This window comes from Phaeobacter sp. A36a-5a, from assembly GCF_037911135.1.
Lineage (GTDB): Bacteria > Pseudomonadota > Alphaproteobacteria > Rhodobacterales > Rhodobacteraceae > Phaeobacter > Phaeobacter bryozoorum.
Genome location: NZ_JBBLYU010000001.1, coordinates 706,407 through 731,671, shown reverse-complemented (window position 1 = coordinate 731,671; position 25,265 = coordinate 706,407). Strand labels below are relative to the sequence as shown.

The following is a 25,265-nucleotide window of genomic DNA, read 5'->3' as shown; positions in this document are numbered from 1 at the left end:
AGCTGGCTCTGTTTGGACCCTGGTCCTTTTACCTGGCGCCCACCTGTACATACAGGTCCTCGGGAATCATAACCGCACGGTTGCCTGGTGGTCCCGCCGCATTCCACCACTGTTCTGGCTGACAAAAGAAAAGCCGCGCCTGAGGGGCACGGCTGACTGACGGCTTGCTGGTCTGGACGTTTTGTGTCCAGATCTGCGGATCAGCGGCGCGGCAGCTGCCGAGAGGCTTTCTTGGCCGGAACGCGCACCGGAACCATCTCAGAGTGCATATCGGGGGTGATCCGCATCCCGCCGCGCGGGGTGTCTTCTTTCTGCGCCAGCGACATCACCGCATAGCCGAACTGCACCCCGGCAAAAACGATACCGTTCATGAACCACAGGATCGCAACCGCCAAAACGCCACTGTCCGATGTGCTGACCAGATGCCAGAGGTTCCTCACGTTGAACCACAACAGCAGCCCGACAAAAGCTGCGGCAATGGCAAAGCCGATCACCACGTTGCGAATATAAAGACTCACCAGCTTTGGCATGGCATACCCTCCTGCTTCGGCCAAAACGGTAGCACTCTTTGCGACATGGTCCAGCGGCAATTGCCGGATCGGCGGGATTTGACGCATGTCGACCAGCATTTTACGGCAGTGTGCCGGCAGCCCGGCGGCAGACGAAAAAAGCGCGCCCATCGGGCACGCTTCTCGATCCTTGTTGCGCCACAGCAGCTGGCGCCTGTCGCAAGCCCCGGTCAGAAGGCCCCAGTCAGATTGCCCTGGTTAGAAGGCTTCGGGGCATGCCTCACGCGCCATATGGTCCAGAACGGCATTCACGAATTTCGGCTCCTTGCCCTCTGGAAAGAAGGCCCGCGCGATGTCCACGAACTCATTGATCACCACCTTGGGCGGTGTCTTGCCTGTCAACATCTCAGAACCCGCGGCCCGGAACAGGGCGCGCAGCGTCGGGTCGATCCGTGCAATCGGCCATTTGGCCACCAGTGCGCGGTCCGTCATCTGGTCGATCTTGGCCTGATTAATGACTGCGCCCTCGATCAGCTTGCGAAAGCTTTTCGGATCGCCCTCTGCCATCTCGTCGCCTTCGTAGACCGCCCCAAAACGGTGGTCCTCAAATTCGACGATGACCTTGTCGAAAGACAGGTTGCTATGTTCCATCTGAAACAGCGCCTGCACGGCATAGAGCCGCGACGCTGATTTCATTTTATGCTTGTCGCTGCCCTTGCGAGCGGCGCCCTGGCTTTCCGAAGTGGTCATACGGTGGTGGGTCCATTGTCTGAGTCGGCCAGTCTGATGGCCTCGGAAGGGGCTTTGAAGCCGACTCCCTTGGTTTGGGCGCCCCATTTACGCGTCAGCGCGATCAGATGCAAGGCCGCAGCCGCAGCACCGCCACCTTTGTTCTGATCGTTCACATCGGCGCGGACCTCCGCCTGCTTGCGGTTTTCCACCGTCAGGATGCCATTGCCGATGCACAGCCCCTGTAGCCCCATCAACTGAATCGCGCGGCTGCTGTCGTTGCAGACGGTTTCATAATGGGTTGTTTCGCCACGGATCACGCAGCCCAGAGCCACGTAGCCGTCGAAGTTAGAGCTGCGGTCGGCAATCGCGATCGCGGTCGGCACCTCCAGCGCACCCGGCACTTCGATCAGTTCGCAGGTGCCGCCGACGGCTTCGATCTCGGCCTGGGCGCCGGCCACCAGATTGTCGGCGATATCCTTGTAATAAGGCGCGACCACGATCAGCAGCTTGACCGGTTTGTCGAATGTCGGACGGTCCAGCGTATAGTGAGTTTCATGTGCAGCCATATCAAGCGTCCTTCAGAAGAGGTTTGGTGCCAACGATGCTCAGGCCGTAGGCGTCAAGTCCAACATAGGTGGTCGAGGGCGAATCCGTCAGCAATACCAGCTCATGCAGACCCATTTTGGACAGGATCTGCGCGCCCAGCCCGGTCTGCTTGATGGTGCGCGGGCCTTCGTCGTCCTGCGCATAGAGCGAATTGCGCGGCTCGCGGAACAGGCAGACGACGCCGCGCCCCTCGGCCGCGATCAGTTCCATCGCGCGCGGCAGCTGTCGGCCCGATTTGGGACCAAGTCCCAGAAGATCCGTTGCCTCATGCAGCGCATGGGTGCGGGTCAGGACCGGTTCAGGGGTGGTGATATCGCCCTTGGTCATCACCACATGTTCAATGCCGTGGGTCTGGTCGGTAAACAGGCGCAGTTCCCAATCGCCACCGATTTCAGACGTGACGGTCTTGCGCGAGGTCTCCACCACCAGATTGTCGTTGCGCGCGCGGTAGGCAATCAGATCACTGATGGTGCCGATTTTAAGCCCGTGCGTCCGGGCAAAATCGACCAGCTCCGGCAGCCGCGACATGGTGCCATCCTCATTCATGATCTCGCAGATCACGCCCGAGGGGTTCAGACCAGCCAGACGAGAGATATCAACCGCCGCCTCGGTATGGCCTGCGCGCACCAGCACACCGCCGCGTTTGGCCCGCAGCGGAAACACATGCCCCGGTGTCGCCAGCGCGGCCATCGTGTTGCTCTCGTCAATGGCCGCCGCCACGGTCAGTGCACGGTCGGCAGCGGAAATCCCGGTCGAGACACCTTCGCGGGCTTCGATCGACACGGTGAAAGCTGTTTCATGGCGCGAAGAATTGTTCACCGCCATCATCGGCAGCCCCAGCGCATCGACCCGCTCCGCCGTCATCGGAAGACAGATCAGACCGCGTCCGTGAGTCGCCATAAAGTTGATCGCCGCAGCATCCGCAAATTCGGCGGCAATCACCAGATCGCCCTCATTTTCGCGGTCCTCGTGATCGACCAGGATGAACATCCGCCCCTGACGGGCCTCTTCGATGATCTCTTCAATAGGGCTGATTGCGTCACGCAACTGGGCTTCAATCGGCCCCGGTGTTTCAAAGCTCATTCAGGCAACCTTTCGGTGGGCAGTCGTGGACAATGGTCAGTGCGACCTCCACAACCCCGAGCAAGGCCGTGGATACCCCAGCGGGATAGACCAGCCGCAGCGTAAATACCAGCCCCGCTTGCGGCAGCCCATGTTCCGGACGCGGCGTCGCGGTGGCGCGTTCCCCTGTCAGAGGCTGTTTCAGGGTCAGCGGTTGCGGCGGCAGATGGCCCCTTGCACAGGCACGACGCAGCCACGGCAAAGGTCAAACTGCGCCGCAAGATCAGCTCCCCTCGTCGCGGGAGATCGCTGACGCGCGCCCCCCCAGCGGCGCGCCACGCCCAACGCCTGAGACGGCATCCGCGATGCCGGGGAACGGGGGCGGGAGCCTTTTGCGACGCCCTAGGCAGACAGCCCCAGATTGCACGGGGGCGCGCGTGAAAGAGGCTCAGCCCTGCTCGTTCAGCCGGGCCACGTAACGGGCCAGCGTGTCGATCTCAAGATTCACCGCATCGCCAATCGCGACATCCCCCCAGGTCGTCACTTCCTTAGTGTGCGGGATGAAGTTGATGCCGAAATCACATCCGTCGACATCATTCACAGTCAGCGAGGTGCCATTCAGCGCCACCGATCCCTTTGGCGCGATAAAGCGCGCCAGCTCCTGTGGCGCGCGCAGAGTCACGCGGGTGCTGTCCCCTTCATCGCGGAGATCCACCACCTCGGCCACGCCATCGACATGCCCCGACACGATATGGCCGCCCAGCTCATCACCGACCTTCAGCGCGCGTTCCAGATTGACGCGCTTGCCCAGGGTCCAGCCGTTGCCGCCGATATTGGTCTTGGACACGGTCTCGGCAGAGATCTGCACATCATACCAATCCTCCCCCAGTGCGATCACCGTCAGGCAGACACCGTCAGAGGCGATCGAGGCCCCGATGTCGATGGTTGCAGTGTCATAGCCGGTCTTGATCCGCGCCCGCAGGTCGCCCTGCTGCTCCAGCTCGGTGATGATGCCGATATCGGTGACGATGCCTGTGAACATGGGCGGGCTCCTGCAGGTTGCAAATGCGGTTATGGCCGTCTTGATCGGCCGGCGCCTCTCTGGTAGCCATTGGACCGCCGCGCGGCAAGCCCCGCTGTTGCCGGATAGGCGCGCCCGGGCCCCTGTGGCGCAGAACAGGCCGCCACTGGGCTTGCCTCGCCCAGCCGCGCCAGCCTACCCTCGCGCGGAAAGATGGTTAAATCCGATTAGGGGTTAAGCCATTGTTTGTACAATCGGGATATATTCGGCCCATTATGCACAAGACCGACCATCCACAACGCTCCTTTTTGTTTCTGCAAGGGCCTCATGGCCCGTTCTTTGCCAGCCTGGCAGAGATGTTGCAGGCTGCGGGCTCAGACGTGTGGCGGGTGGGGTTCAATGCCGGCGATCAGGCCTTCTGGCGTGACCGGGCCGGCTACCTGCCCTATCGCGGCACCCCGCAGGATTGGCCCGCCCATCTGGACACGATGCTGGACGACAAGAAGATCACCGATCTGGTGCTCTACGGCGATACCCGCCCGATCCACGCCAAGGCGGTGAGCATCGCGCGGAGCCGCGGCATCCGGGTACATGTCTTCGAGGAAGGCTATCTGCGCCCCTATTGGGTCACCTATGAGCGGGACGGCTCCAACGGCAACTCGCGGCTGATGGACATGCCCGTGGAGCAAATGACCGCAGCGCTTGCGCTCTCCGATATGGAGGCGCCGCTGCCCCCTTCACATTGGGGCGATACCCGGCAACATGTCTTCTACGGCGCGCTTTACCACGGCTGTGTCATGCTGCTCAATCAGGGGTACCGCCAGTTCCGCCCGCATCGGGCGCTGCCGGTCACCCGCGAATTTCAGCTCTATCTGCGCCGCCTGCTGCTGATGCCAATTCAGGCGCTGGAACGCAGATTGGCGACCCGGCGCATCCGCAACGGCGGCTTTCCCTATCATCTGGCCCTGCTGCAACTGGAACATGACAGCGCCTTTCAGGAGCATTCCCCCTTTGCCAGCCTCACAGATTTCCTGACCGAGGTGTTCCAGGGCTTTGCCGAGGGCGCGCCGCGCCATCACCATCTGGTGGTCAAGGCGCATCCGCTGGAAGATGGCCGTGTTCCGATCCGGCGCGCGGTGCGCCAGCTGGCAAAACACTATGGGCTGGAACACCGCGTCCACTACGTGCGTGGCGGCAAGCTCGCCGCCCTCCTGAACGAGGCCCGCACAGCGGTCACAGTGAATTCAACGGCCGGCCAGCAGGTACTCTGGCGCGGCATCCCGCTAAAGGTGTTTGGCAAGGCGGTCTACGACAAGCCCGAATTTGTCTCCACCCAACCCCTGCAGGAGTTCTTTGCCGCGCCCGCACGACCCGACAATCGCGCCTACAAGGATTATCGCCGCTATCTTCTGGAAACCTCGCAGCTCCCTGGTGGCTTCTACTCCCGCAAGGGCCGCCGCCAGCTGCTGCGGCAGGTGGTGGATATGATGCTGGCGCCGGAGGACCCCTATCAGGCGCTGATCCAGGGGACAGCGGCACCGCGGCAACAGTTGCGTGTGGTGAACTGACGAGCCAGACCTCCAAGGCTGGATTTTTCCAAAACACTGCGCTAGCTTGGCCTTAAAACTTGAGGCAGAACAATAATAGGTCGAGGAGACCGAGCAGTGAAAACCGTTCCCTTGCAATGGGCGCGCCCGGTTGCGATTCTGGCCGCAGTCACGCTGGCAGCATCCTGTGGCCTGCCCCAGGTCGGCCCGAACAAGCGTCAGATCTATGCCGGTTCCGTGCAAAAAGAAGGCGATGCCTTCATTGTATCGGTCAATGATCGCGTGACCCGCGCCACCGCCGTTGTCCCGGCGCTTGGCTTTTCCGAAAGCTTCCGCAGCGCCGGTCAGCTGACCTCCGACGTGATCCGCCCCGGTGACGTTCTGGGCCTCACCGTCTGGGAAAACGTCGATGACGGGCTCTTGGCGGCAGAGGCCACCAATGCCACGGTGCTGGAAGAGGTGCAGGTCGACAGCGCCGGCTTTATCTTCGTGCCATATGCCGGTCGGCTGCGCGCCTCAGGCAATACGCCGGATCAGCTGCGCCGCACCATCACCAAGAAACTCGAAGATCAGACCCCCGACCCGCAGGTTCAGGTCCGCCGCCTCGCAGGCGATGGCGCCACTGTCAGCCTGACCGGGGCTGTCGGAGGACAGGGGGTTTACGCGATCGAACGTCCGACACGGACGCTGGCCACCATGCTGGCCCGCGCTGGCGGCGTCGCGATTGAGCCGGAAAACGCCCAGATCACCGTTATTCGTGGTGCGGAGCGCGGTACCATCTGGTTCCAGGATCTGTTCAAACACCCCGAGCTGGACATCGCCCTGCGCGGCGGCGACAAGATCCTTGTGGAAGAGGACAGTCGCTCCTTTACTGCTTTGGGCGCAACCAGCGCGCAGGCGCGTGTCCCGTTTGAAAGCCAGAACCTGTCCGCACTTGAGGCCATCGCCCAGGTCGGCGGTCTGGTCTCCACCGCGTCAGATCCGACAGGCGTCTTCGTCTTGCGCAATGAGCCTGCGGAAATCGCCAATCAGGTGCTCGGGCGCAACGATCTGATCGGGGCACAGCGGCTGGTCTACGTGCTGAACCTGACCAAGCCCAACGGGTTGTTCGTGGCGCGCGACTTCGTGATCCGCGATGCCGACACGCTCTATGTGACCGAGGCACCCTACGCCCAGTGGACCAAGACCATCTCGCTTCTGGCCAGCCCGCTGGCGCCAATCGCCAGCGTCGAAAGTTTGGCCAGCGGCGGCTGATGACATGACGGGAACAGACCCGACGACAAGGGCCGGGGGCATCCGCTCCCGGCTTTACTATTTCAACGCCGGTTTCCTGCGCCAGCGGCGGCTGCGGCGCATCCTGTCACTGGCGGGCTATGACCTGCGGCTGGGCAAGCCGACGGCAGAGGATCTTGTCGCGGTCTGGGGCAATGCCGATACCGCTCATCGTGGTCTGGCCGTGGCGGCGGCACAGGGCTGTGGCCTGCTGCGGGTCGAAGACGCGTTTCTGCGCTCGATCCATCCCGGCCGTGAGGGAGAGCCGCCGCTGGGCTTGCTGCTCGACCGGTCAGGGTTGCATTTCGATCCCGCTACCCCCTCGGATCTGGAGCAGCTGCTGGCCACGCACCCGCTGGATGACAGCGCGCTGATGCGCCGCGCCCGGCGCGCGATTGCCCGGCTCCAGGACGCCCATCTGAGCAAATACAACGCCTATTCGCCAAACGCGCCGGTGCCGGAACCGGGTTATGTTCTGGTGATTGATCAGGCCCGCGGCGACGCCTCCGTCCGCGCATCCACCCCTCATGAAGGGACCGATCACGCGCGTTTTCAGGAGATGCTTTACTATGCGCAGGACGAACATCCCGGCGCCCGCATCATCATCAAATCCCATCCGGAGGACCGCGCAGGTCATCGCCCCGGTTACTATACCGCCGCAGACGCGCAGAGACGGGTCGAGATCCTTGATGCGCTGGTCTCGCCCTGGGCGCTGCTGGAGGGCGCCATCGCCGTTTATACCGTGTCTTCGCAGATGGGGTTCGAGGCCATCCTCTGCGGTCACAAACCCCGCGTTTTTGGTCAGCCCTTCTACGCGGGCTGGGGCCTCAGCGAGGATGAATTCCCGATCACCCGGCGCCAGCGCCGCCTGACCCGCGCGCAGCTGTTTGCGGCGGCGATGATCCTCTATCCGACCTGGTACAGCCCCTATCACGACCGGCTCTGCGAGCTGGAGGAGGTGATCGACGCGCTGGAGGCCGAAGCCCGCGCTTGGCAGCAGGATCGCGCAGGCTGGATCGCCTCAGGAATGCGGCTGTGGAAACGACGGCCGCTGCAACAGTTCTTTGGCCGCTACCGACGTCTGCGGTTTAGCGACAGCCCCAAGGTCGCGCGCGCCAGCGGGCGCAACTGGATGATCTGGGCCGGGCGCACCGGCACCGGGCAATCTCCGGGCGCCCATCGTGTCGAGGACGGGTTTCTGCGGTCCCGCGGGCTGGGGGCGGCGCTGGTGCCGCCACTGTCGCTGGTCGTCGACCGGCAGGGTATCTACTACGATCCGCATCAGCCCAGCGACCTGGAAGACCTGATCGCCGCCCGCGCGACCCTGACCGCCCAGCAGCAACAGCGCGCCGAGAACCTGACCCGGCGGCTGGTGCAGGACAGCCTGTCGAAATACAACCTCGGCGGAACGGTCCCGAACCTGCCCGAGGGGCACCGCATTCTCGTGGTCGGACAGGTGGCAGATGATGCCTCGGTCCGTCTGGGATGTGAGAAAATCGCAACCAATGCCGACCTGCTGCGGGCGGCCCGTGCGGCCAACCCGGACGCCGTGCTGATCTACAAGCCGCACCCGGATGTGGAGGCCGGGCTGCGCGACGGCAGCATCGCCGCCGAGGGGCTGGCGGATGTGGTCGCGCCCGACAGTGACCCGATGGCGCTTCTTGACATGGTGCATGAGGTCTGGACGATGACCTCGCTTCTGGGCTTTGAAGCGCTGCTGCGTGGGGTCAAGGTGACCACGGTTGGCGCACCGTTCTATGCGGGCTGGGGGCTGACCCGGGATCTGGGCGCGGTGCCCGTTGCCCGACGGCAGGCCCGCCCCTCCCTGATGGGGTTGGTCCATGCCGCGCTGATTGATTATCCGCGCTATGTGGATCCGGTCAGCGGCCTGCCCTGTCAGGTCGAACTGGTGGTGGAGCGGCTGGCGAAGGGCGATATTCCTGCCCCGGGCACCGCCACCCGGACCCTGGCAAAGCTTCAGGGGCTATTCTCCACCTATGCGCATCTCTGGCGCTAGGCTGCTGCCATTAGGCGACCTAGCCCAGTGAACGGGCCCAACGGTGCTGGATATCTGCCCCAACGGGACGCATGTCGATCAGATCAAAGCGCGGCGCATCGGCCAAACCCTTTAGGCCCATGCTGCCAATTGAGGACAGACCATCACCCCCGATGGCCAGCCCGGCAGTGAAGCCAATCAGCTCATCCACCAGATCCTGCGCCAGAAGCGAGGCTGCAAGCGCGCTGCCGCCTTCGCAGAAGACGCGTGTCAGACCCGCCTGCCCCAGCTGCTGCAAGACATCAGCCGCATCCAGCTGCTGACCCTCTGCGGCGCAGGGCAGCAACCGCGCGCCCAACCCTTCCCAGGCGCGCAGGCGCTCAGCATCGGCGCCGCTCCCATGGCAGATCCAGACCGGGATATTGCGTGCACTGCGTGCCAGCTGCCCCATCAGCGGCAGGTCGAGATGTCGCGAAATCACCACCCGCACGGGCTGACGGCTCACCCCAAGATCCCGCACGGTCAGTGACGGGTCATCCGCACGGGCAGTCCCACCACCCACCATCACCGCATCATGGCGTGCCCGCATCGCGTGGACGGCACGGCGGGCCTCGGGTCCGGTGATCCATTTGCTCTCGCCCGCAGCGGTGGCAATACGGCCATCAAAGCTGCTCGCAAGCTTCAGCGTCACAAAGGGGCGCCCTTGTTCCGTCTTCAGAAAAAAACCGGCATGATCCCGCGCTGCCGCGTCCGAGCACACCCCGGTGGTGACCTCGATACCGGCATCGCGCAGCATCGCAAACCCGTGGCCTGAAACCCGTGGATCACTATCTTCCATGGCTGCCACCACCCGCGCCACGCCAGCGTCGATCAGGGCCTGAGCACAGGGAGGTGTCTTACCGGTATGAGAACAGGGTTCCAGCGAGACATAGGCGGTAGCGCCGCGCGCCAGTGCGCCGGCCTGGCGCAATGCCTCGGTCTCCGCATGAGGGCGCCCCCCCGGCTGGGTCCAGCCCCGGCCGACAATGCGGCCTTTGCGCACGATCACACAGCCGACAGCCGGGTTCGGCCAGCATTGCCCCTGCCCCCGTCGTCCCAGCGACAGGGCCAGCGACATATAGCGCGTATCCCCAGCCCGCATCCGTCCGGAGGCGTTCACTCTTCCGGCGCCTCCGGCGGGCGCAGCTCGTGAACGAAATCCTCAAAATCATCCGCCGCCTGGAAGTTCTTGTAAACACTGGCAAAGCGGACGTAGGCCACGGTATCTATACGGGCCAGCGCCTCCATCACGATTTCACCGATCTTCTTGGACGGGATATCGGTCTCACCCATGCTCTCCAAGCGCCGCACGATGCCCGAGATCATCTGATCTATGCGTTCCGGTTCAATCGGGCGTTTCTGCATGGAAATGCGAATCGAGCGCTCCAGCTTGTCGCGGTCGAAATCTTCACGTTTGCCATTGGTCTTGATCACCACGAGGTCACGCAGCTGCACCCGCTCATAGGTGGTGAAACGGCCACCACAGGCCGGGCAGAACCGGCGCCGCCGGATCGAAACGTGATCCTCAGCAGGGCGCGAGTCCTTTACTTGGGTGTCGATATTTCCGCAAAACGGGCAGCGCATCAGCTGTCCCCCCCTGTTCCAGTCCGCCGGTCAACCGGACGCCGCTGCGCCCTTATCCACAACTATATGGCAGCCTCTAGGGTTTGGGTAGAGGTGAATTAAGACCACAAGATGCCGGGGCTTAAACCAAATGCGCGATCACCCTGCGGCTGTGCGCTGCGTCGCGATGCTCGAACAGGTAGATGCCCTGCCAGGTCCCCAAGGCAGGCCGCCCGGCGGTCACCGGGATCGACAGGCTGACAGGCAGGATCGCCGCCTTGATATGGGCAGGCATATCGTCTGGCCCCTCATAGGTGTGGCGCAGATAGGCCATCGACGGATCGGACGCGGGCGGCACCAGACGCGACAGATAAGCGAGGAGATCGCCCTGCACCTCCGGATCGGCGTTTTCCTGGATCAGCAGCGAACAGGAGGTGTGCCGCACAAAAAGCGTCAGCAGCCCGGCGTCGCAGGGCGCGCGCGATACCCAGTCCACGATCTGATCGGTGATTTCATACAGCCCCTGCCCGCGGGTGGAGACGGTGAACTCTGCCTGCATGGATCACCTCGATGCCCAAACTTCTGCCCGGCTATCAGTTACGGCTGCGAAAGGGGAAAATCCAGTCTTCGCATTTGCCATAGGCCGCATTGGCACGAAACGCATAGCCGGGCGTCAGGATATCACCGGTCCAGTTGCCGGTGAATGGCGTCACCCCGGCGGCGGCCGGATCCAAGGTGAACCGCACGGCGGAGCGTGCACCGGTGGTGCTGCTGGCCCCGATGCCGTCGACGGCGTAGATCTTTGTCTGCCAGGGCAGTCCGAGCGATTTGCGCACATAATCTCCGGCGGCACACCAGTAGTCGGATTTCAGCGCCCCGGCCCGTCCGATCACCTCAAACTGACTCGCCCCCGCGGGCACGACCTCCAGCCGGTTAATCGCACGAAAGGCGGATGCCGGCACCGCCAGCGCCAGAAGGCCAAGCCCAACACCCAAAACGGCGAGTGCCGTCCGGCGTGGTCCAGCCCGACGGCCCCTGGAGATCTGACGCGCTCTGCGGAATTTGAAACTGGGAAAGTCGGTCATGATGAACCTCGCCGATTGCGAATGAGGGCGCTGGTCAGAAGCGAACAAAGGCGGTGGTGCACTGGTGATCGGCCTCCTGAACGCTGAGCCGGTCACCAACGCGATAGGCATTTGTCCGTTTCAGCCAACTGTCGGGACGATCACTTGCAACCGGGCTCAGGCTGAAATGCACGGTGGATTTACGGTTCACGGCGACGCCCTCGCCGATAGCGCGCGCGACATAGATGCTCTGCCCCCAGTCGGCACCAAGCGCGCGGCGCGCGTAGTCCGCCGCGCCACACCAGAATGCCGAGCGCACTGCGCCCTGCGGCGGGACCACTTCGAAACTGCCGTCAGGAAGAGCAAAGACACGCGCCTGATCGACGGTCACATGACCTGTCGGGGTTGCTTCGGCGCAGGCTGACAGCGCAAGCGCCGCCGCAATAGTCACAGAAAATAGTCGCATGATGCCTATCCTTGATGAGTAATTCAGCCCGCCGCTCTGAGGATGCGCGCGCAAGCTGACCTGCGATCTGCGCGAAGCCCCAGGTTAGAGATAGATGGCCACCGGCAGGATTCCAGATACCGCCGACCACGGCCAGTCACAACTGTTCACATTCAACGCTGCCGAAACGGGCCCATCACCTGCGCAACCAATCGGGCACTCGCCGCGTTGAGCGGTCAAACAACCACAAGACAGAGGATCATCCCATGGCTCAGAAAACCCTGTTCATCACCGGCGCATCCAGCGGCATCGGCGCAGCAACCGCGCGTGCGGCCCATAAGGCAGGCTGGAACGTCGGCCTGTTCGCCCGATCCGAAGACAAGCTCAACAGCCTCGCCGAGGAACTGGGCGACGGCGCCCTGGCCTTGCCGGGAGATGCCACCAAATTCGAGGATCAGGTCGCCGCCCTACAGCATCTGCGCGACAGTTTCGGCCAGATCGACGCAGCCTTTGCCAATGCCGGGACCGGTCTCAACACTCCCGGGACGGAAAACGGCGCCCCCTCGGAATGGCATGACATGATTCATATCAACATCATGGCCCTGCTCTACACGGCAAAAGCCGCTATCCCGCATCTGAAACCGCAGAAAGGACACATCGTACTGACCGGTTCGGCGGCAGGGCGGGTGCATATCCCCGGCTCCATCTATGGCGCCTCAAAATGGTTCGTCCATGGCTATGGCGGCAATCTGGCCGAAGAGATGAAGGACTGGGGCGGGCGCTGTACCGTGGTTGCGCCGGGGATGGTGGACACCGCGTTCTTCGACGAAGCCAAGCCCGACAAGCTCCAGCCCGAAGACGTGGCCGATGCCGTTGTCTTTGCGCTGGAGGCCGACCCGCGCAATGCCGTGCGGGAGGTCTTCCTGATGCCGACCGGCTGAGGCCGCACGCGCCGCAGCACTGCGGGGGAGTAACGCCCATAAAAACATCCGGAAGGGTTACCCCTTCTGGATGTGTCACCTCAGGCGCGGTGACGCGGCGGTGCCTATGGCCCGCTCAATGACGTCGGTCGGTGGGAAACGGAATGATTTCAGCTGTTTGCCCTTCGGTTAGGGCGGTCGCCAGCACCTCCAGAACATCTGGATCTGCGGCATCTCCTGCGCCCTCACCAAAGCACTGGCAGGCGCGGTCCATCAACATCGCCCGGGCAGCAGGGGCTTCCATCTGTTCAAGCAGGGCGCGATCTTTGCGCATGATTTCGACAAGAAAGGCATTCGCCTTGGTCAGCGCGCTGAGCGAGCGGAGCTTGTTGTCCAGCACATTAAGTGCCTCGTTCAAATTCGAATGATGCGCCATTGGACCCCTCCGATCTCGCAAAGTTAACATATTGGTAACTTAGGTATTCGCGGCCCAAAAACAATTGCTGACTGTTAGGAATGGTTAACAATGCCACCCAGACAGGCGGGCCGGGCCGCGACGGGCTGGACCCGCAAAATCCATGCCGAACCGCCCCCTGCTGCAAGGCACACAGCAAAAAGGCGCCCCACCGGGGCGCCTGTTCTGTTCGGATATCAACTGCCGCATTACTGGTCGAGGAAGCTGCGCAGTTTGCGAGACCGGCTCGGGTGCTTGAGCTTGCGCAGCGCCTTCGCCTCGATCTGGCGGATCCGCTCGCGGGTCACGCTGAACTGCTGGCCCACCTCTTCCAGCGTGTGGTCGGTGTTCATGCCGATGCCAAAACGCATCCGCAGAACCCGCTCCTCACGCGGGGTGAGCGAAGCCAGCACGCGGGTGGTGGTTTCCTTGAGGTTTTCCTGAATGGCGCTGTCGAGCGGCAGCACGGCATTCTTGTCCTCGATGAAATCGCCCAGCTGGCTGTCTTCCTCGTCCCCGATCGGGGTTTCGAGAGAGATCGGCTCCTTGGCGATTTTCATCACCTTGCGGACCTTTTCCAGCGGCATCTGGAGCTTTTCGGCCAGTTCTTCCGGCGTCGGCTCGCGGCCGATTTCATGCAGCATCTGGCGGCCGGTGCGGACCAGCTTGTTGATCGTCTCGATCATATGGACCGGAATACGAATGGTCCGGGCCTGATCCGCGATGGAGCGGGTGATCGCCTGACGGATCCACCAGGTCGCATAGGTCGAGAACTTGTAACCCCGGCGGTATTCGAATTTATCCACCGCCTTCATCAGGCCGATGTTGCCTTCCTGAATGAGGTCAAGGAACTGCAGGCCGCGGTTGGTGTATTTCTTGGCGATCGAGATCACCAGACGCAGGTTGGCCTCAACCATTTCCTTCTTCGCCTGACGGGCTTCTTTCTCGCCCTTCTGGACCTGCTGCACGATGCGGCGGAATTCAGAGATGTCGAGACCGACATACTGACCGACCTGCGCCATATCGGCGCGCAGCTCTTCGACCTTGTCGGTGGAACGTTCGACAAACATCTGCCAGCCCCGTCCCGGCTTCTCCGCCATATCGGCCAGCCAGTTCGGATCCAGCTCGCGGCCACGGTAGGCATCCACGAACTCGCGACGGTTGATACGGGCCTGATCCGCCAGTTTCACCATCGAGCTGTCGATCTGCATGACACGGCGGTTGATGCCATAAAGCTGGTCGATCAGCGCTTCGATCCGGTTGTTGTGCAGGTGCAACTCGTTGACCAGCAGAACAATTTCAGACCGCAGAGACTGATAGATCTGCTCATCCTGCGCGCTGAAAGAGCCATCTTCGTTCAGGGTGGCCGAAATCCGGCTGTCCTGCATTTCGCTCAGCTGTGCATAGTCGGAGGAGATCTGTTCCAGCGTGGTCAGCACCTTGTCCTTCAGCGCCGCTTCCATCGCGGCAAGGGACATGTTGGCCTGATCGTCCTCGTCCTCGTCGTCGTCCGATGCAATCGGGTTGCCGTCAGCGTCGAGCTCTGGACCGGTGTCTTTCGCCACAGGTTTGCTCGCGGCAACGACAGAGGTATCCACCACCGGCTCGCCAACTTCACCGTCTTCGTCCAGCTGGTTGCCGAACGTCGCCTCGAGGTCGATCACATCGCGCAGCAGAATGTCTTCGGACAGAAGTTCGTCATGCCAGATGGTGATCGCCTGAAAGGTCAGCGGGCTCTCGCAGAGACCGGCGATCATCGTGTTGCGGCCAGCTTCGATCCGCTTGGCGATGGCGATCTCGCCTTCGCGGCTCAGCAGTTCGACCGATCCCATTTCGCGCAGATACATGCGGACGGGATCGTCCGTGCGGTCCAGCTTCTCAGCTGCCGCGCCAGCCACCGCCACTTCGCGGTTGCTGTCGGTGGTCACCAGATCGGTCGAGCCCTTCTGCTCTTCCTCTTCGGCTTCCTCATCTTCGATGATGTTGATGCCCATTTCGGAGAGCATCGACATCACGTCCTCGATCTGCTCCGAGCTTACCTGATCCGGCGGCAGGACCTGATTGAGCTGATCATAGGTGATGTAACCCTTCTCGCGCGCTTCGGCGATCATCTTCTTGACCTGAGCCTGGCTCATGTCGAGAGAGATTTCGGGCTCCTGATCGTCAGGTTTGCGGTCGTCGGTATCTTTGGCGGCCATTCAATGCTCCTCGTCGGGGCTGGGGCGATTCGGTTTCGCGAATCATTATCGCGATCCGCTGATTCGTCACCCGGTTTACCCGTTTTTCTTTCGCTCTTCCTTAGCAAAACGACCTGACTGCGGCGCAGCGGTCACTTCTTGGAGTAGCCAATTCGTTCCAAAAGGGCTCCGAAAGCGTCGAGTTCCTCACGGTTCAGACGCGCTCCGTTCTCCCCCACATCATATTGCGCTCGGTCTTCGTTCTCACTGCGCACGGCTTTGTTGCGCGCTTCGGCAGCCTGTCCCAGCCGCCATGTCACAGCCTCATCAGCCAGCCCGTCCAGATCCTTTTCCGCCTCGGCCAGCTCTGCATCCAGGCCCCGGCTTGCCTCCAGCTTGGCAAATTCCTCCGCCAGGGTCAGGCTGGCGATTTCCACATCGCCGGGACGACGCAGACAGGGGCTGATTGCCACATGGCGAAGCGCAAAGAGGTTTTCAAGGGCATGGCTGCCGGCAGCCTGTGCAATTTCCTCTTTCAGCCGTTCAGGCGCATCGACACCATGACGCAGCACCAGATCGCGCAGCAGCGCGTGATCCGAGCCGACACAGGCCATACGTTCCAGATTGACCTCATATTTTGCAATCACCGCCGGTGTGGTGATCACCGTCGCCAGAATCACTGCCTCACGGACGCGCACCAGCGCTTCCTCGCTGCCGCCAGCAAGCAGCGAATTACGAGTCGTCTCCAGCGGCTGTGGTGGGGCGTTCTTGCCGCGCCAGGGCATCCGGGCACCATCGCGGAAACCACCAGCCTTGCGGAATTTTCCAGCGCTGTAATTGCCCTGATTGCCCGCCTGAGCCGGGGTGACGGGCGGCGGCGGCGGCTCATAACCGGGATCAAATCCACTGTCGTAGCCCGGATCGTAGCCGCTATCATAATCGCCATAATCGCCGCCAAAGTCGGGATCGCCCGCAGCTCCAAAGCCCGGATCAAAGCTTGGCCCCGGATCAAAACCGGTATCAAACCCCGGATCCGGCAGCGCGTCGAACCCGGCGTCCAGCCCCGGTGCCGCTGTCGCTTCGCGCGGGCGCCCGCCGCGAAACAGCTGCCAGCGCAGATCCTGCAGATCCTCGCCATAGTGGCGGCGGATCGAGGGATCGCGGATCAGCCGGATCTTGTCGCGCAGCGCCTTGTCCAGCGCGGCCTTGCGCTCGGGACTGTCGAAAACCTTGCCCTCCGTTTCGCGCTGCCACAGCAGCCGCACCATCGGCATCGCCTGATCAAGCACCCTCTGCACCGCCTCCGGCCCTTCGGCTCGGATCAGGTCATCGGGGTCCTTGCCCTCAGGCATCAGCGCAAACCGCAGGGATTTCCCCGCCTCAAGCAAGGGCAATGCCAGATCAATCAGCCGCATCGCCGCGCGCAGACCAGCAGTATCGCCGTCCAGCGCGATGATCGGCTCATCCGCAATGCGCCACAGCATCTGGAGCTGGTTTTCGGTGATCGCAGTGCCCAGAGGCGCCACCGCCGCCTCAAATCCGCCCTCTGCAAGGGCGATCACATCCATGTAGCCTTCGGCGACCAGCAGCTGGCCGGATTTCCCCGACGCGGTGCGCGCAGGCCCGTGATTGTAAAGGCTGCGCCCCTTGTCAAACAGCGCGGTCTCCGGCGAGTTCAGATATTTTGCATTGTCGCGCGGATCCATGGCTCGGCCGCCAAAGGCGATCGCCCGCCCGCGCGCATCGCGGATTGGATACATGATCCGGTTGCGAAAGGTGTCATAGGGCTTGCCACCTTTGTTCGAGGGTTTGGCCAGCCCCGCACCCATGATCAGCTCTTCCGGCACACCCTTGCCGCGCAGCGCGTCCCATAGGTTCTGCCAGCCGTCAGGGGCAAAACCGATCTCCCAGCGTTCCAGGGCCTGACCCGTCAGCCCGCGCCGCGCAAGATAGCTGCGCGCAGCCTCACCCGACCGCGTGTTGAGCTGAAGGCGGAAAAACCGCACCGCCTGTTCCATCACCTCGGCCAACTGGGCCCGGTGGTCCTGCTTCTGCTGGGCCTTGGGGTCGCGGGCGGGCATTTCCAGCCCCGCCTCCTGCGCCAGGATCTGCACCGCCTCCATGAAGCCGACGTTCTCGGTCTCCTGCACGAATTTCAGCGCATCCCCTTTGGCATGACAGCCAAAGCAGTAATAGAACCCCTTGCGGTCATCGACATGGAAACTGGCGGATTTTTCATGGTGGAAGGGGCATGGCGCCCACATGTCGCCCTTGCCCTGATTCGATTTTCGCTGATCCCACATGACCTTGCGCCCGACAACCTGAGAGAGGCTGACGCGAGTGCGCAATTCATCAAGGAAACCGGGGGGAAGCGACATCTCAGTTGCTCTGCAACTGCTTCTGCATCTTCTGGATCTGATCCCAATTCGCCAGACATTGCTGCTCCAGCAGCGCGCCGAAATCATTGTCGCGCAGATCGCGCTTGCGCAGACTGTAGATATGCGCGGTCAGCTGCGGAATGGCTTTGCTGTACTGCTCGGGCCAGGCGGGATCACTGTTCAGAATCGTCTGGGCAACATCAGCCTGTTTCACACGGTCCAGCCGCGCCTGCTGCACGGCCGCCATGACCTGCCCTTGATACTTGCAGCTTTCTTCTTTTTTTTCAGCAGCATAGGCTGGTGCGGCCAGCAAAGCTGCGACAAGGGCAAGACGGATCATACACTTGGCTCCCGGAATCAGTTGGTGATCCCCGAGATTACCCCCGTGCCGCAACAGCTTCCATCGCTGTTTTCAGATCATCCACAAGTGTCTCCGCCATGGAGCGGAACACCATGATCTGCAAGCTCTTTGGCCCGAGCCGGGTGACCGAGGCCGCCATGTGCTTCAGCTCGCATCGGACGGTATGGCCGCGTTTGAACACGGCGGGCCGCAAATCCACCGGGCAGAGCCGTGCCAGCACCGCGTCGCCCTGCGCACCTTCCAGTAGCACCACGGCCCAGCCATCGCTCTGATCGGTCAGCGCGGCATGATCTGCCAGCGCAGGATCCGGCCGCACGCCGGACAGCAGCGCCAGCTCACGGCCAAACCAGATAATCCGCGCCCCGGCCTTGCTGTTGCTTCGGTTCGGCATCGGCCAGCGCAGCCCATGCGCGGCCGACAGCACTTCGGAGAGCGCGGCTTCTTGACCGGCATAGGGCGCGAGGGTGGTCATCTCCTCCAGCGTCGCCTCCCTCAGCGACAGATCCCCCACCTGCACAGGCAGCAGCCCCGCACAGGGCGATTTTGCAATCAGCTTAACCACGCGCACGCTCCCCCTCTGGATCAAAGAACACCGGCTCGACAATCTCGCAGAGCACGTCCAGCCCTGCCGTGTGATCCACCATGCGGATCGGATCGCCAATCCGGTCTGGACCGGCCTTTATCAGCGCCAGACCAATCATATGCCCCAAGGTCGGCGAATAGCAGACCGAGGTGACATAACCCTGATCATGTGGCCGGTCGACCGGATCCTCCGGGTCAAACAGATGCGCCCCGGCGGTCAGCTGCTGCACCGCGCCGGTGGGTCTGATCCCGACCAGCCGCATCCGCGCCTTGTCGACCAATCCCTCGCGAAGGGCCATCGCGCGACCGACACAGGGTTTGCCGGAGCGGAGCATCCCACCGAACCCCAGATCATGCAGCGTCGCGGTGCCGTTGATCTCGGCATGGGTCAGAAACCCTTTTTCAATGCGCAGCACATTCAATGCCTCCAGCCCATAGGCCCCACCGCCAAGCGCTTCCGCCCGGCGCAGCAATTCGCCAAACAGGCTCTCGCCATAGCGCGCAGGAACCGCCAGCTCATAGGCCTCCTCGCCCGAGAAAGAGATGCGGAACAGCCGCGCCGTGACCTCTCCCAGCGCAACTGCGCCACAGGCCATGAACGGCCAGTCCTCGCTAACAAATGCCGCGCCGAGGAGATCCTGCAACAGCCTCCGCGCCTTCGGGCCTGCGATGGAAAACTGCGCCCACTGCTCGGTCACAGAATGGATCCGCACGTCCCACTCCGGGTGCAGCGCTTGGCTCACGAATTCCAGATGCGCCATTACCTGCCCGGCCGCTGCGGTCGTGGTGGTCATCACATAGTGGTCTGGCGCCAGACAGGCGGTGGTGCCGTCATCCATGACAAACCCGTCTTCGCGCAGCATCAGCCCATAGCGCACCCGACCGGGTTGCAGCGTGGCAAACCCATTGGCATAGACATAGTCTAGTAACCGCGCGGCATCCGGCCCCTGAATGTCGATCTTGCCAAGGGTGGAGACATCCGCCACCCCAACCGCATTGCGCACATACCCGACCTCGCGATCGCAGGATTGCCGCCAGCTGGTTTCACCCTGTTTTGGATAATAGCTGGCGCGATACCACAGCCCCACCTCCATCATATGCGCGCCCATATCCTCGGCCAGCGCATGGGATGTCAGCAGCCGACGCGGCGCAAAGCCGTGATCCTGCGCGCCTGCCCCCATCACCCCGATCGGCACCGGCACATAAGGCGGGCGAAAGGTGGTGGTGCCGGTCTCGGGAATGCTGCGGCCCGTGGCCTCGGCCAGCACCGCCAGAGCCACCACATTGGAGCTCTTGCCCTGATCGGTGGCCATGCCTTGCGTGGTATACCGCTTCATATGCTCGACCGAGCGGAAATTCTCGCGCCCCGCCTGACAGATGTCCTTGACCGTCACATCGTTCTGGAAATCCACCCAGGCCCGCCCGCGCCCCGGCACCGACCAAAGCGGCGTCACCCGGCAGGGCGCATCCTCGGCCTCCGGCAGCTCCACGGGCACAGCGCGCCTGCCCAGCGCCTCCAGCGCGCGTGCGCCCGCTTCCGCCCCATCCCGCAAGGCCGCCGCAGTGGAGAAAGCTCCGCCACAGGCCCCGGCAACCGCCAGCCCCGGCACCGCGCCCTCCTGCGGCACAAAACAGGCCAGATCGCGCCGCCAGCGCGGCCGCCCGTTCAGGTGACAGGTCAGATGCAGCGTCGGATTCCAGCCACCGGACATGGCCAGACAGTCGGTCTGCAGCTTTTCCTCCCCCGCAACAGAGCGCAGCGTCAGGCTTTCCAATCGCTGACGGCCTGAGGCATTGCAGACCTGAGCGCCCCGGATCACCCGGAACTCATCGCTCTGTGGTGCGTCATGGCGGCTGTCGATGACCGCCGCGACATGAACACCCGCCGCCGCCAGATCCCGTGCCGTCCGATGAGCATCGTCATTGTTGGCAAACACCGTCACCCGCTCACCGGGCGCCACCCCCCACCGATTGAGGTAGCTTCGCACCGCACCTGCCATCATGATGCCGGGTCGGTCGTTATTGGCAAAGGCCACCGGCCGCTCCAGCGCGCCGGATGCCAGGATCGCGCGTTTTGCCACCAGCCGCCAGAAACAGCTGCGCGCAGCCTTGCCGGACCCGGCAGCTGTGGTTTCAAGCGCACCATAGGTGCCCTGATCATAGACCCCGGTCACCGTGGTCGAGGTCATGCGCCGCACATTGTCCAGACTGTCCAGCTCCGCAACCACAGCCGCCACCCAGTCCTGTGCCGGCTGCCCTGCGATGGTCTCGCGCTCGCTCAGCAGGCGACCACCGGGCGCGCTATCTTCGTCACAAAGGATCACATCCGCACCACCCCGCGCCGCCGTCAGCGCCGCCATCAGACCCGCAGGTCCCGCGCCGATGACCAGAAGATCACAGAACCCAAATGCCTTTTCGTAGGTCCCGTCATCCGGCGCCCCGGACAACGCCCCCAGCCCTGCTGCACGACGAATGACCGGCTCGTAGATCTTCTCCCAGAAGACCGCAGGCCACATGAAGGTCTTGTAGTAGAACCCCGCGCCCAGAAACGGGGCCGCCAGATCATTGACGGCCATCACATCAAAGCCCACCGAGGGCCAGCAGTTCTGGCTCCGCGCCGCCAACCCCTGGTAGACCGGCAGGGTGGTGGCGCGCAGATTGGGTTCCTGCGCCGCCCCCTCGCCCAGGGCAACCAGCGCATTGGGCTCCTCACTGCCCGCGGTCAGAATGCCGCGTGGCCGATGATATTTGAACGAGCGCCCGACAAGGTGAATGTCATTGGCCAACAGCGCCGCCGCCAGCGGCTCACCTTCATGCCCCCGCAACACACGCCCATTGAAACTGAAATCGACCTCGCGCGGCTCTGCCATGCCGCCCCAACCTGCAACCCGCATCAGCCCGCCTCCCCGGTTGCCGCAGGCGCGGCGGCGAGCATCTCGTGATTTGAGGTGTCGCGCTGCACCCTGATCCAGCTGCCACAGCCGTGCTGATGATACCACCATTCCTCCAGCGGGCCTGCCGGGTTGAGCCGCAGATGGACATGAGCATGCCAGACCTCGAGGGGCGCGCCCTCCTCCGGCGCCTCCAGCACCGCCCCGCGATAATAGAACTCGCGACGATCACGCTCACCGCAGAGCGGACAGGTAATCCTCATGACGGGCGCCCTTTCACCTTTCCAGAAATACTCAAATACGCCGTCACGCCAGCCACGACGTCGGCGCGGACCACGCGACGGTCAATGCAGGTTATGCTGCGCACCGGTCGCCTCCTCATCCATCAGGCCCCGACCGGTCTCAAACCGGTCCAGCCGGAACGCTGCCGCCGCCTGATGCGGGCGATCCGTGGCGATCAGATGCGCGTAACACTGCCCCGAGGCAGGGGTTGCCTTGAAGCCGCCATAACACCAGCCCGCATTGAGATAGAGACCCTCAATCGGCGTGCGATCAATGATCGGCGATCCGTCCGGCGTCATATCCATGATGCCGCCCCAGCTGCGCAGCAGCCGCGCCTTGCCGATGGCCGGCAGCATCGCCATGCAGGCCTCCATCGTGTGTTCCACCATCGGCAGATTGCCCCGCGCCGCATAAGAGGCATAGAGGTCGAGATAGCTGCCAAACACCAGCCCCCCCTTGTCGGACTGGCTGATATAGAGATGCCCCTCCGCAAAGGTGATGACGTGGTCGATAATCGGCTTCAGCCCTTCGGAGACAAAGGCCTGGAGCACATGGCTCTCGATCGGCAGGGTCAGCCCCGCCATGGCCGCCACCTGGCTGGAGCGCCCGGCGGCGGCCATCGCAACCTTGCCCGCGCGGATCAGACCACGGGGGGTTTCCACCCCGATGACCTTGCCGCCCTCGGTCCGAATGCCGGTGACCTCGCAATTCTGCAGGATATCGACACCGCGCTGATCCGCCCCCCGCGCAAAGCCCCAGGCGACCGCATCATGGCGCGCCGTGCCCGCCCGCCGCTGCAACAGCGCCCCCTGGATGGGAAACCGGTTATTGTCATAGTTCAGCAGCGGCACCATTTCGCGCAGCTGGTCACGGGACAGGATCTCGGCATCATCGCCCTGATTGATGATCGCATTCGCCCGCCGCACCGCGCTGTCGCGCTGCGCGTCATTGTGGAACACGTTCAGGATCCCCCGCTGCGACATCATCGCATTGTAGTTCAGATCCTGCTCCAGCCCCTCCCAGAGCTTCAACGAATGGGAATAGAACTCCGAATTGCCGGGCAGATAGTAATTCGCCCGCACGATGGTGGTGTTCCGTCCGACATTGCCACCGCCGATATAACCGCGCTCCAGCACGGCGATATTGCGCATCCCATGGTCCTTGGCCAGGTAATAGGCCGTGGCCAGCCCGTGACCACCGCCGCCGATGATCACCGCATCATATTCGGGTTTGGGATCCGGGTCGCGCCAATGGGCCTGCCAGCCCCGGTTGCCTGTCAGCCCTTCGCGCAGCACACGCCAGCCAGAAAATCGCATCCCCGCTCCCCCCTTTGTATCCCGGTTGATCCCCCGGTCGTCCGCAGGCCAGGCCACCTGCACCCGCGGTGATCTCATGCCAGCCGCCGCGCCCTCTTGGGCGACAGTCTGGCGCGTTCCGCATCCCGATACCAGCCCTGATGCACCGATTGGCCCGCGCCCTGTTCCCGGTTCCAGCCCTGGCCGGGACACCCGTGCCGACCGGCGCTGCACCTGCCCTGATCCGCCCTGGCAAACGACACCGCCCGCTATCAGCAGCACATTAAATACACATGTGTCCAGAGCAAAGAAGCCAGCATTGCCGGATCGCGCCTCGGGCCTGGCCAGCGGGCCGCCTTGATCGCAGCGCTACTGCTTGATCGGGGTTTCCGAAGGGCATCGGCGGCATTCCAACGCGTCGCAGCGGACATCCAAAACGCAAGAAACCCCGCCAAGCTGGCGAGGTTTCCTGTAGGTCGGGCGCAAAACCGCGTCAGCGCCCGGTGTGTTTGCGGGGACCCGATCCGGTTCGGGTCCTTCGCGTGACGATCAAAGCCCCTTGGCGCGGTAGCTCTTGGCGACCTTGTCGATGGACACCAGATAAGCGGCGGTGCGCAGATCGGTGACATCGTCGCGGCCATGCCAGACCTCGCGCATGGACTGATAAGCCGTGCGCATGGTGTCATCGAGCCCCGACCGCACCAGCTCCAGCTCATCGGCGCCCCGCAGGTAGCGTTCCTTGAACTTCGGATCCAGCGTCCAGGTCTTGCCTAGGCTTTCCGACAGCGCTTCCAGCTCATCCACGACCAGCTGATGGCGTGCCTCTTCCTGGCGGCGCTGCATCCGGCCAAAACGGATATGGCTGAGGTTCTTCACCCACTCGAAGTAGGAAACCGTCACACCACCCGCGTTGGCATACATGTCGGGAATGATCACCACGCCCTTCTTGCGCAGGATCTCGTCAGCGCCCGCAGTGATTGGACCGTTGGCCGCCTCGATGATCAGATTCGCTTTCACGTTTGCCGCGTTGGAGAGGTTGATCACCCCTTCCAGCGCCGCCGGAATCAGGATGTCACAGGCCTCCTCCAGCAGAACCGCGCCGTTTTCGACGTAGCGGGCATCCGGGTAACCGGTGACGCCGCCATGGTTGGCAATCCAATGGGACACCGCTTCGATGTCCAGACCGTTTTCATCGACCAGACCGCCATCGCGTTCGATCACTGCGGTGATTTTGGCACCGTCTTCGGACATCAGGAACTTTGCCGCGTGGTAGCCCACGTTGCCCAGACCCTGAACAATGACCCGCTTGCCGTCCAGCTTCCCTTCGAGACCGGCCGCAGCCACGTCCTCGGGGTTGCGGAAAAACTCGCGCAGAGCGTATTGCACGCCACGGCCGGTGGCCTCCACACGGCCGGCAATCCCGCCGGCATTCAGCGGCTTGCCGGTAACACAGGCCTTGGCGTTGATGTCGGTGGTGTTCATCCGCGCATATTGGTCGGCGATCCAGGCCATCTCGCGTTCGCCGGTGCCCATATCAGGGGCCGGAACGTTCTGCGACGGGTTGATCAGGTCGCGCTTGGCCAGCTCATAGGCAAAACGGCGGGTGATGAGTTCAAGCTCATGTTCTTCATACTGGCGCGGATCAATGCAGAGCCCGCCCTTCGAGCCGCCAAACGGCGCTTCGACCAGCGCACATTTATAGGTCATCAGCGCCGCCAGCGCCTCAACCTCATCCTGGTTCACTCCCATCGAATAGCGGATACCGCCTTTGACGGGTTCCATATGTTCGGAATGAACCGAGCGATAGCCGGTGAAGGTCTGGATGCCTCCACGCAGGCGAACGCCAAAACGCACCGTATAGGTCGCGTTGCAAACCCTGATTTTCTCTTCCAGGCCTGGTGGCAGGTCCATCAGGGCAACTGCCCTGTTGAACATCAGGTCCACACTCTGGCGAAAACTGGGTTCTGTTGCACTGCTCATCAGGCTGTACTCCGTGCTTCTGCGTCGACTCAGTGAGATAGTGTTCGGACACTATGACTCTTGGATTAAGAAGGTGCGACCTTTTTGAC

General features: G+C 62.9%; 23 protein-coding genes. 4 read left to right on the top strand and 19 right to left on the bottom strand.

Annotation, left to right across the window (positions count from 1 at the left end):
* Window positions 1-200: 200 nt before the first annotated feature.
* From WLQ66_RS03405 to WLQ66_RS03385, 5 genes are all read right to left on the bottom strand, one after another.
* Window positions 201-530, bottom strand: a complete 330-nt coding sequence (locus WLQ66_RS03405; protein WP_340544987.1) for a hypothetical protein — start codon at window positions 528-530, stop codon at window positions 201-203.
* A 237-nt stretch (window positions 531-767) separates the two neighbouring features.
* Window positions 768-1,259, bottom strand: coding sequence for a transcription antitermination factor NusB (nusB, locus tag WLQ66_RS03400; RefSeq protein WP_340544986.1), 492 nt, complete (start codon window positions 1,257-1,259; stop codon window positions 768-770).
* Window positions 1,256-1,807, bottom strand: a complete 552-nt coding sequence (locus WLQ66_RS03395; protein ID WP_340544985.1) for a 6,7-dimethyl-8-ribityllumazine synthase — start codon at window positions 1,805-1,807, stop codon at window positions 1,256-1,258. Before WLQ66_RS03395 ends, nusB begins: the two co-directional genes overlap by 4 nt.
* A gap of 1 nt (window position 1,808) precedes the next feature.
* Window positions 1,809-2,930: a 3,4-dihydroxy-2-butanone-4-phosphate synthase gene (gene ribB / locus WLQ66_RS03390; RefSeq protein ID WP_340544984.1), complete on the bottom strand. Its 1,122-nt coding sequence runs from the start codon at window positions 2,928-2,930 to the stop codon at window positions 1,809-1,811.
* Window positions 2,931-3,357: 427 nt separating this feature from the next.
* On the bottom strand, window positions 3,358-3,951 hold the full coding sequence (locus WLQ66_RS03385; RefSeq protein ID WP_340544983.1) for a riboflavin synthase: 594 nt from the start codon (window positions 3,949-3,951) through the stop codon (window positions 3,358-3,360).
* 254 nt (window positions 3,952-4,205) lie between these two features.
* Between WLQ66_RS03385 and WLQ66_RS03380 the strand changes: the two genes are divergently transcribed.
* From WLQ66_RS03380 to WLQ66_RS03370, 3 genes are all read left to right on the top strand, one after another.
* Window positions 4,206-5,498 (top strand): capsule polysaccharide biogenesis protein, encoded by a 1,293-nt coding sequence (locus WLQ66_RS03380; protein WP_340544982.1) that lies wholly within the window; start codon window positions 4,206-4,208, stop codon window positions 5,496-5,498.
* 96 nt (window positions 5,499-5,594) lie between these two features.
* The gene (locus tag WLQ66_RS03375) at window positions 5,595-6,731 is read left to right on the top strand and encodes a polysaccharide biosynthesis/export family protein (RefSeq protein WP_340544981.1); all 1,137 of its coding nucleotides are present in this window, start codon (window positions 5,595-5,597) and stop codon (window positions 6,729-6,731) included.
* A 4-nt stretch (window positions 6,732-6,735) separates the two neighbouring features.
* Complete coding sequence (locus WLQ66_RS03370; protein ID WP_340544980.1) at window positions 6,736-8,766, top strand: capsule polysaccharide biogenesis protein; 2,031 nt, start codon at window positions 6,736-6,738, stop codon at window positions 8,764-8,766.
* A gap of 19 nt (window positions 8,767-8,785) precedes the next feature.
* On the opposite strand, the gene ribD is transcribed toward WLQ66_RS03370, so the two are convergent.
* The 5 genes from ribD to WLQ66_RS03345 all read right to left on the bottom strand — a co-directional run bounded on the left by ribD (window position 8,786) and on the right by WLQ66_RS03345 (window position 11,877).
* Window positions 8,786-9,862: a bifunctional diaminohydroxyphosphoribosylaminopyrimidine deaminase/5-amino-6-(5-phosphoribosylamino)uracil reductase RibD gene (gene ribD, locus WLQ66_RS03365; protein WP_340546292.1), complete on the bottom strand. Its 1,077-nt coding sequence runs from the start codon at window positions 9,860-9,862 to the stop codon at window positions 8,786-8,788.
* 38 nt (window positions 9,863-9,900) lie between these two features.
* A complete protein-coding gene (gene nrdR / locus WLQ66_RS03360; RefSeq protein WP_340544979.1) occupies window positions 9,901-10,368 on the bottom strand; it encodes a transcriptional regulator NrdR in 468 nt (155 codons plus the stop codon).
* Between the two features lie 121 nt (window positions 10,369-10,489).
* The gene (locus WLQ66_RS03355) at window positions 10,490-10,906 is read right to left on the bottom strand and encodes a secondary thiamine-phosphate synthase enzyme YjbQ (protein ID WP_340544978.1); all 417 of its coding nucleotides are present in this window, start codon (window positions 10,904-10,906) and stop codon (window positions 10,490-10,492) included.
* Window positions 10,907-10,940: 34 nt separating this feature from the next.
* Window positions 10,941-11,432 (bottom strand): hypothetical protein, encoded by a 492-nt coding sequence (locus tag WLQ66_RS03350; protein ID WP_340544977.1) that lies wholly within the window; start codon window positions 11,430-11,432, stop codon window positions 10,941-10,943.
* A 34-nt stretch (window positions 11,433-11,466) separates the two neighbouring features.
* Window positions 11,467-11,877 (bottom strand): hypothetical protein, encoded by a 411-nt coding sequence (locus WLQ66_RS03345; protein WP_340544976.1) that lies wholly within the window; start codon window positions 11,875-11,877, stop codon window positions 11,467-11,469.
* A gap of 245 nt (window positions 11,878-12,122) precedes the next feature.
* Between WLQ66_RS03345 and WLQ66_RS03340 the strand changes: the two genes are divergently transcribed.
* Window positions 12,123-12,797 (top strand): SDR family oxidoreductase, encoded by a 675-nt coding sequence (locus WLQ66_RS03340; RefSeq protein WP_340544975.1) that lies wholly within the window; start codon window positions 12,123-12,125, stop codon window positions 12,795-12,797.
* A gap of 115 nt (window positions 12,798-12,912) precedes the next feature.
* Here WLQ66_RS03340 and WLQ66_RS03335 read toward each other — a convergent pair whose 3' ends face one another.
* The 9 genes from WLQ66_RS03335 to WLQ66_RS03295 all read right to left on the bottom strand — a co-directional run bounded on the left by WLQ66_RS03335 (window position 12,913) and on the right by WLQ66_RS03295 (window position 25,176).
* Window positions 12,913-13,212 carry a hypothetical protein gene (locus WLQ66_RS03335; RefSeq protein ID WP_340544974.1) on the bottom strand — a complete coding sequence of 100 codons (300 nt, stop codon included), beginning with the start codon at window positions 13,210-13,212 and terminating at the stop codon, window positions 12,913-12,915.
* A gap of 227 nt (window positions 13,213-13,439) precedes the next feature.
* Window positions 13,440-15,428: an RNA polymerase sigma factor RpoD gene (gene rpoD, locus WLQ66_RS03330; protein ID WP_340544973.1), complete on the bottom strand. Its 1,989-nt coding sequence runs from the start codon at window positions 15,426-15,428 to the stop codon at window positions 13,440-13,442.
* 131 nt (window positions 15,429-15,559) lie between these two features.
* A complete protein-coding gene (dnaG, locus tag WLQ66_RS03325) occupies window positions 15,560-17,785 on the bottom strand; it encodes a DNA primase (protein WP_340544972.1) in 2,226 nt (741 codons plus the stop codon).
* 1 nt (window position 17,786) lies between these two features.
* Window positions 17,787-18,125, bottom strand: a complete 339-nt coding sequence (locus WLQ66_RS03320) for a hypothetical protein (protein WP_340544971.1) — start codon at window positions 18,123-18,125, stop codon at window positions 17,787-17,789.
* 37 nt (window positions 18,126-18,162) lie between these two features.
* Window positions 18,163-18,708 (bottom strand): sarcosine oxidase subunit gamma, encoded by a 546-nt coding sequence (locus WLQ66_RS03315; RefSeq protein WP_340544970.1) that lies wholly within the window; start codon window positions 18,706-18,708, stop codon window positions 18,163-18,165.
* Window positions 18,701-21,622: a sarcosine oxidase subunit alpha family protein gene (locus tag WLQ66_RS03310; protein ID WP_340544969.1), complete on the bottom strand. Its 2,922-nt coding sequence runs from the start codon at window positions 21,620-21,622 to the stop codon at window positions 18,701-18,703. Before WLQ66_RS03310 ends, WLQ66_RS03315 begins: the two co-directional genes overlap by 8 nt.
* Window positions 21,622-21,882, bottom strand: a complete 261-nt coding sequence (locus tag WLQ66_RS03305) for a sarcosine oxidase subunit delta (protein ID WP_340544966.1) — start codon at window positions 21,880-21,882, stop codon at window positions 21,622-21,624. The genes WLQ66_RS03310 and WLQ66_RS03305 overlap by 1 nt, the downstream gene beginning before the upstream one ends.
* An 81-nt stretch (window positions 21,883-21,963) precedes the next feature.
* A complete protein-coding gene (locus WLQ66_RS03300) occupies window positions 21,964-23,217 on the bottom strand; it encodes a sarcosine oxidase subunit beta family protein (RefSeq protein WP_340544965.1) in 1,254 nt (417 codons plus the stop codon).
* A 528-nt stretch (window positions 23,218-23,745) separates the two neighbouring features.
* Window positions 23,746-25,176 (bottom strand): Glu/Leu/Phe/Val family dehydrogenase, encoded by a 1,431-nt coding sequence (locus WLQ66_RS03295; RefSeq protein ID WP_340544963.1) that lies wholly within the window; start codon window positions 25,174-25,176, stop codon window positions 23,746-23,748.
* Window positions 25,177-25,265 lie beyond the last annotated feature (89 nt).

Excerpts from the sequence above, each read along its gene's own strand:
- rpoD (WP_340544973.1), bottom strand. The coding sequence starts at position 15,428 with ATGGCCGCCAAAGATACCGACGACCGCAAACCTGACGATCAGGAGCCC.
- nusB (WP_340544986.1), bottom strand. The coding sequence starts at position 1,259 with ATGACCACTTCGGAAAGCCAGGGCGCCGCTCGCAAGGGCAGCGACAAG.
- WLQ66_RS03305 (WP_340544966.1), bottom strand. The coding sequence starts at position 21,882 with ATGAGGATTACCTGTCCGCTCTGCGGTGAGCGTGATCGTCGCGAGTTC.
- ribD (WP_340546292.1), bottom strand. The coding sequence starts at position 9,862 with ATGTCGCTGGCCCTGTCGCTGGGACGACGGGGGCAGGGGCAATGCTGG.
- WLQ66_RS03395 (WP_340544985.1), bottom strand. The coding sequence starts at position 1,807 with ATGGCTGCACATGAAACTCACTATACGCTGGACCGTCCGACATTCGAC.
- WLQ66_RS03380 (WP_340544982.1), top strand. The coding sequence starts at position 4,206 with ATGCACAAGACCGACCATCCACAACGCTCCTTTTTGTTTCTGCAAGGG.
- WLQ66_RS03295 (WP_340544963.1), bottom strand. The coding sequence starts at position 25,176 with ATGAGCAGTGCAACAGAACCCAGTTTTCGCCAGAGTGTGGACCTGATG.
- WLQ66_RS03405 (WP_340544987.1), bottom strand. The coding sequence starts at position 530 with ATGCCAAAGCTGGTGAGTCTTTATATTCGCAACGTGGTGATCGGCTTT.
- WLQ66_RS03350 (WP_340544977.1), bottom strand. The coding sequence starts at position 11,432 with ATGACCGACTTTCCCAGTTTCAAATTCCGCAGAGCGCGTCAGATCTCC.
- WLQ66_RS03355 (WP_340544978.1), bottom strand. The coding sequence starts at position 10,906 with ATGCAGGCAGAGTTCACCGTCTCCACCCGCGGGCAGGGGCTGTATGAA.
- nrdR (WP_340544979.1), bottom strand. The coding sequence starts at position 10,368 with ATGCGCTGCCCGTTTTGCGGAAATATCGACACCCAAGTAAAGGACTCG.
- WLQ66_RS03300 (WP_340544965.1), bottom strand. The coding sequence starts at position 23,217 with ATGCGATTTTCTGGCTGGCGTGTGCTGCGCGAAGGGCTGACAGGCAAC.
- WLQ66_RS03345 (WP_340544976.1), bottom strand. The coding sequence starts at position 11,877 with ATGCGACTATTTTCTGTGACTATTGCGGCGGCGCTTGCGCTGTCAGCC.
- WLQ66_RS03385 (WP_340544983.1), bottom strand. The coding sequence starts at position 3,951 with ATGTTCACAGGCATCGTCACCGATATCGGCATCATCACCGAGCTGGAG.
- WLQ66_RS03320 (WP_340544971.1), bottom strand. The coding sequence starts at position 18,125 with ATGATCCGTCTTGCCCTTGTCGCAGCTTTGCTGGCCGCACCAGCCTAT.
- dnaG (WP_340544972.1), bottom strand. The coding sequence starts at position 17,785 with ATGTCGCTTCCCCCCGGTTTCCTTGATGAATTGCGCACTCGCGTCAGC.
- WLQ66_RS03370 (WP_340544980.1), top strand. The coding sequence starts at position 6,736 with ATGACGGGAACAGACCCGACGACAAGGGCCGGGGGCATCCGCTCCCGG.
- WLQ66_RS03310 (WP_340544969.1), bottom strand. The coding sequence starts at position 21,622 with ATGCGGGTTGCAGGTTGGGGCGGCATGGCAGAGCCGCGCGAGGTCGAT.
- WLQ66_RS03335 (WP_340544974.1), bottom strand. The coding sequence starts at position 13,212 with ATGGCGCATCATTCGAATTTGAACGAGGCACTTAATGTGCTGGACAAC.
- ribB (WP_340544984.1), bottom strand. The coding sequence starts at position 2,930 with ATGAGCTTTGAAACACCGGGGCCGATTGAAGCCCAGTTGCGTGACGCA.
- WLQ66_RS03340 (WP_340544975.1), top strand. The coding sequence starts at position 12,123 with ATGGCTCAGAAAACCCTGTTCATCACCGGCGCATCCAGCGGCATCGGC.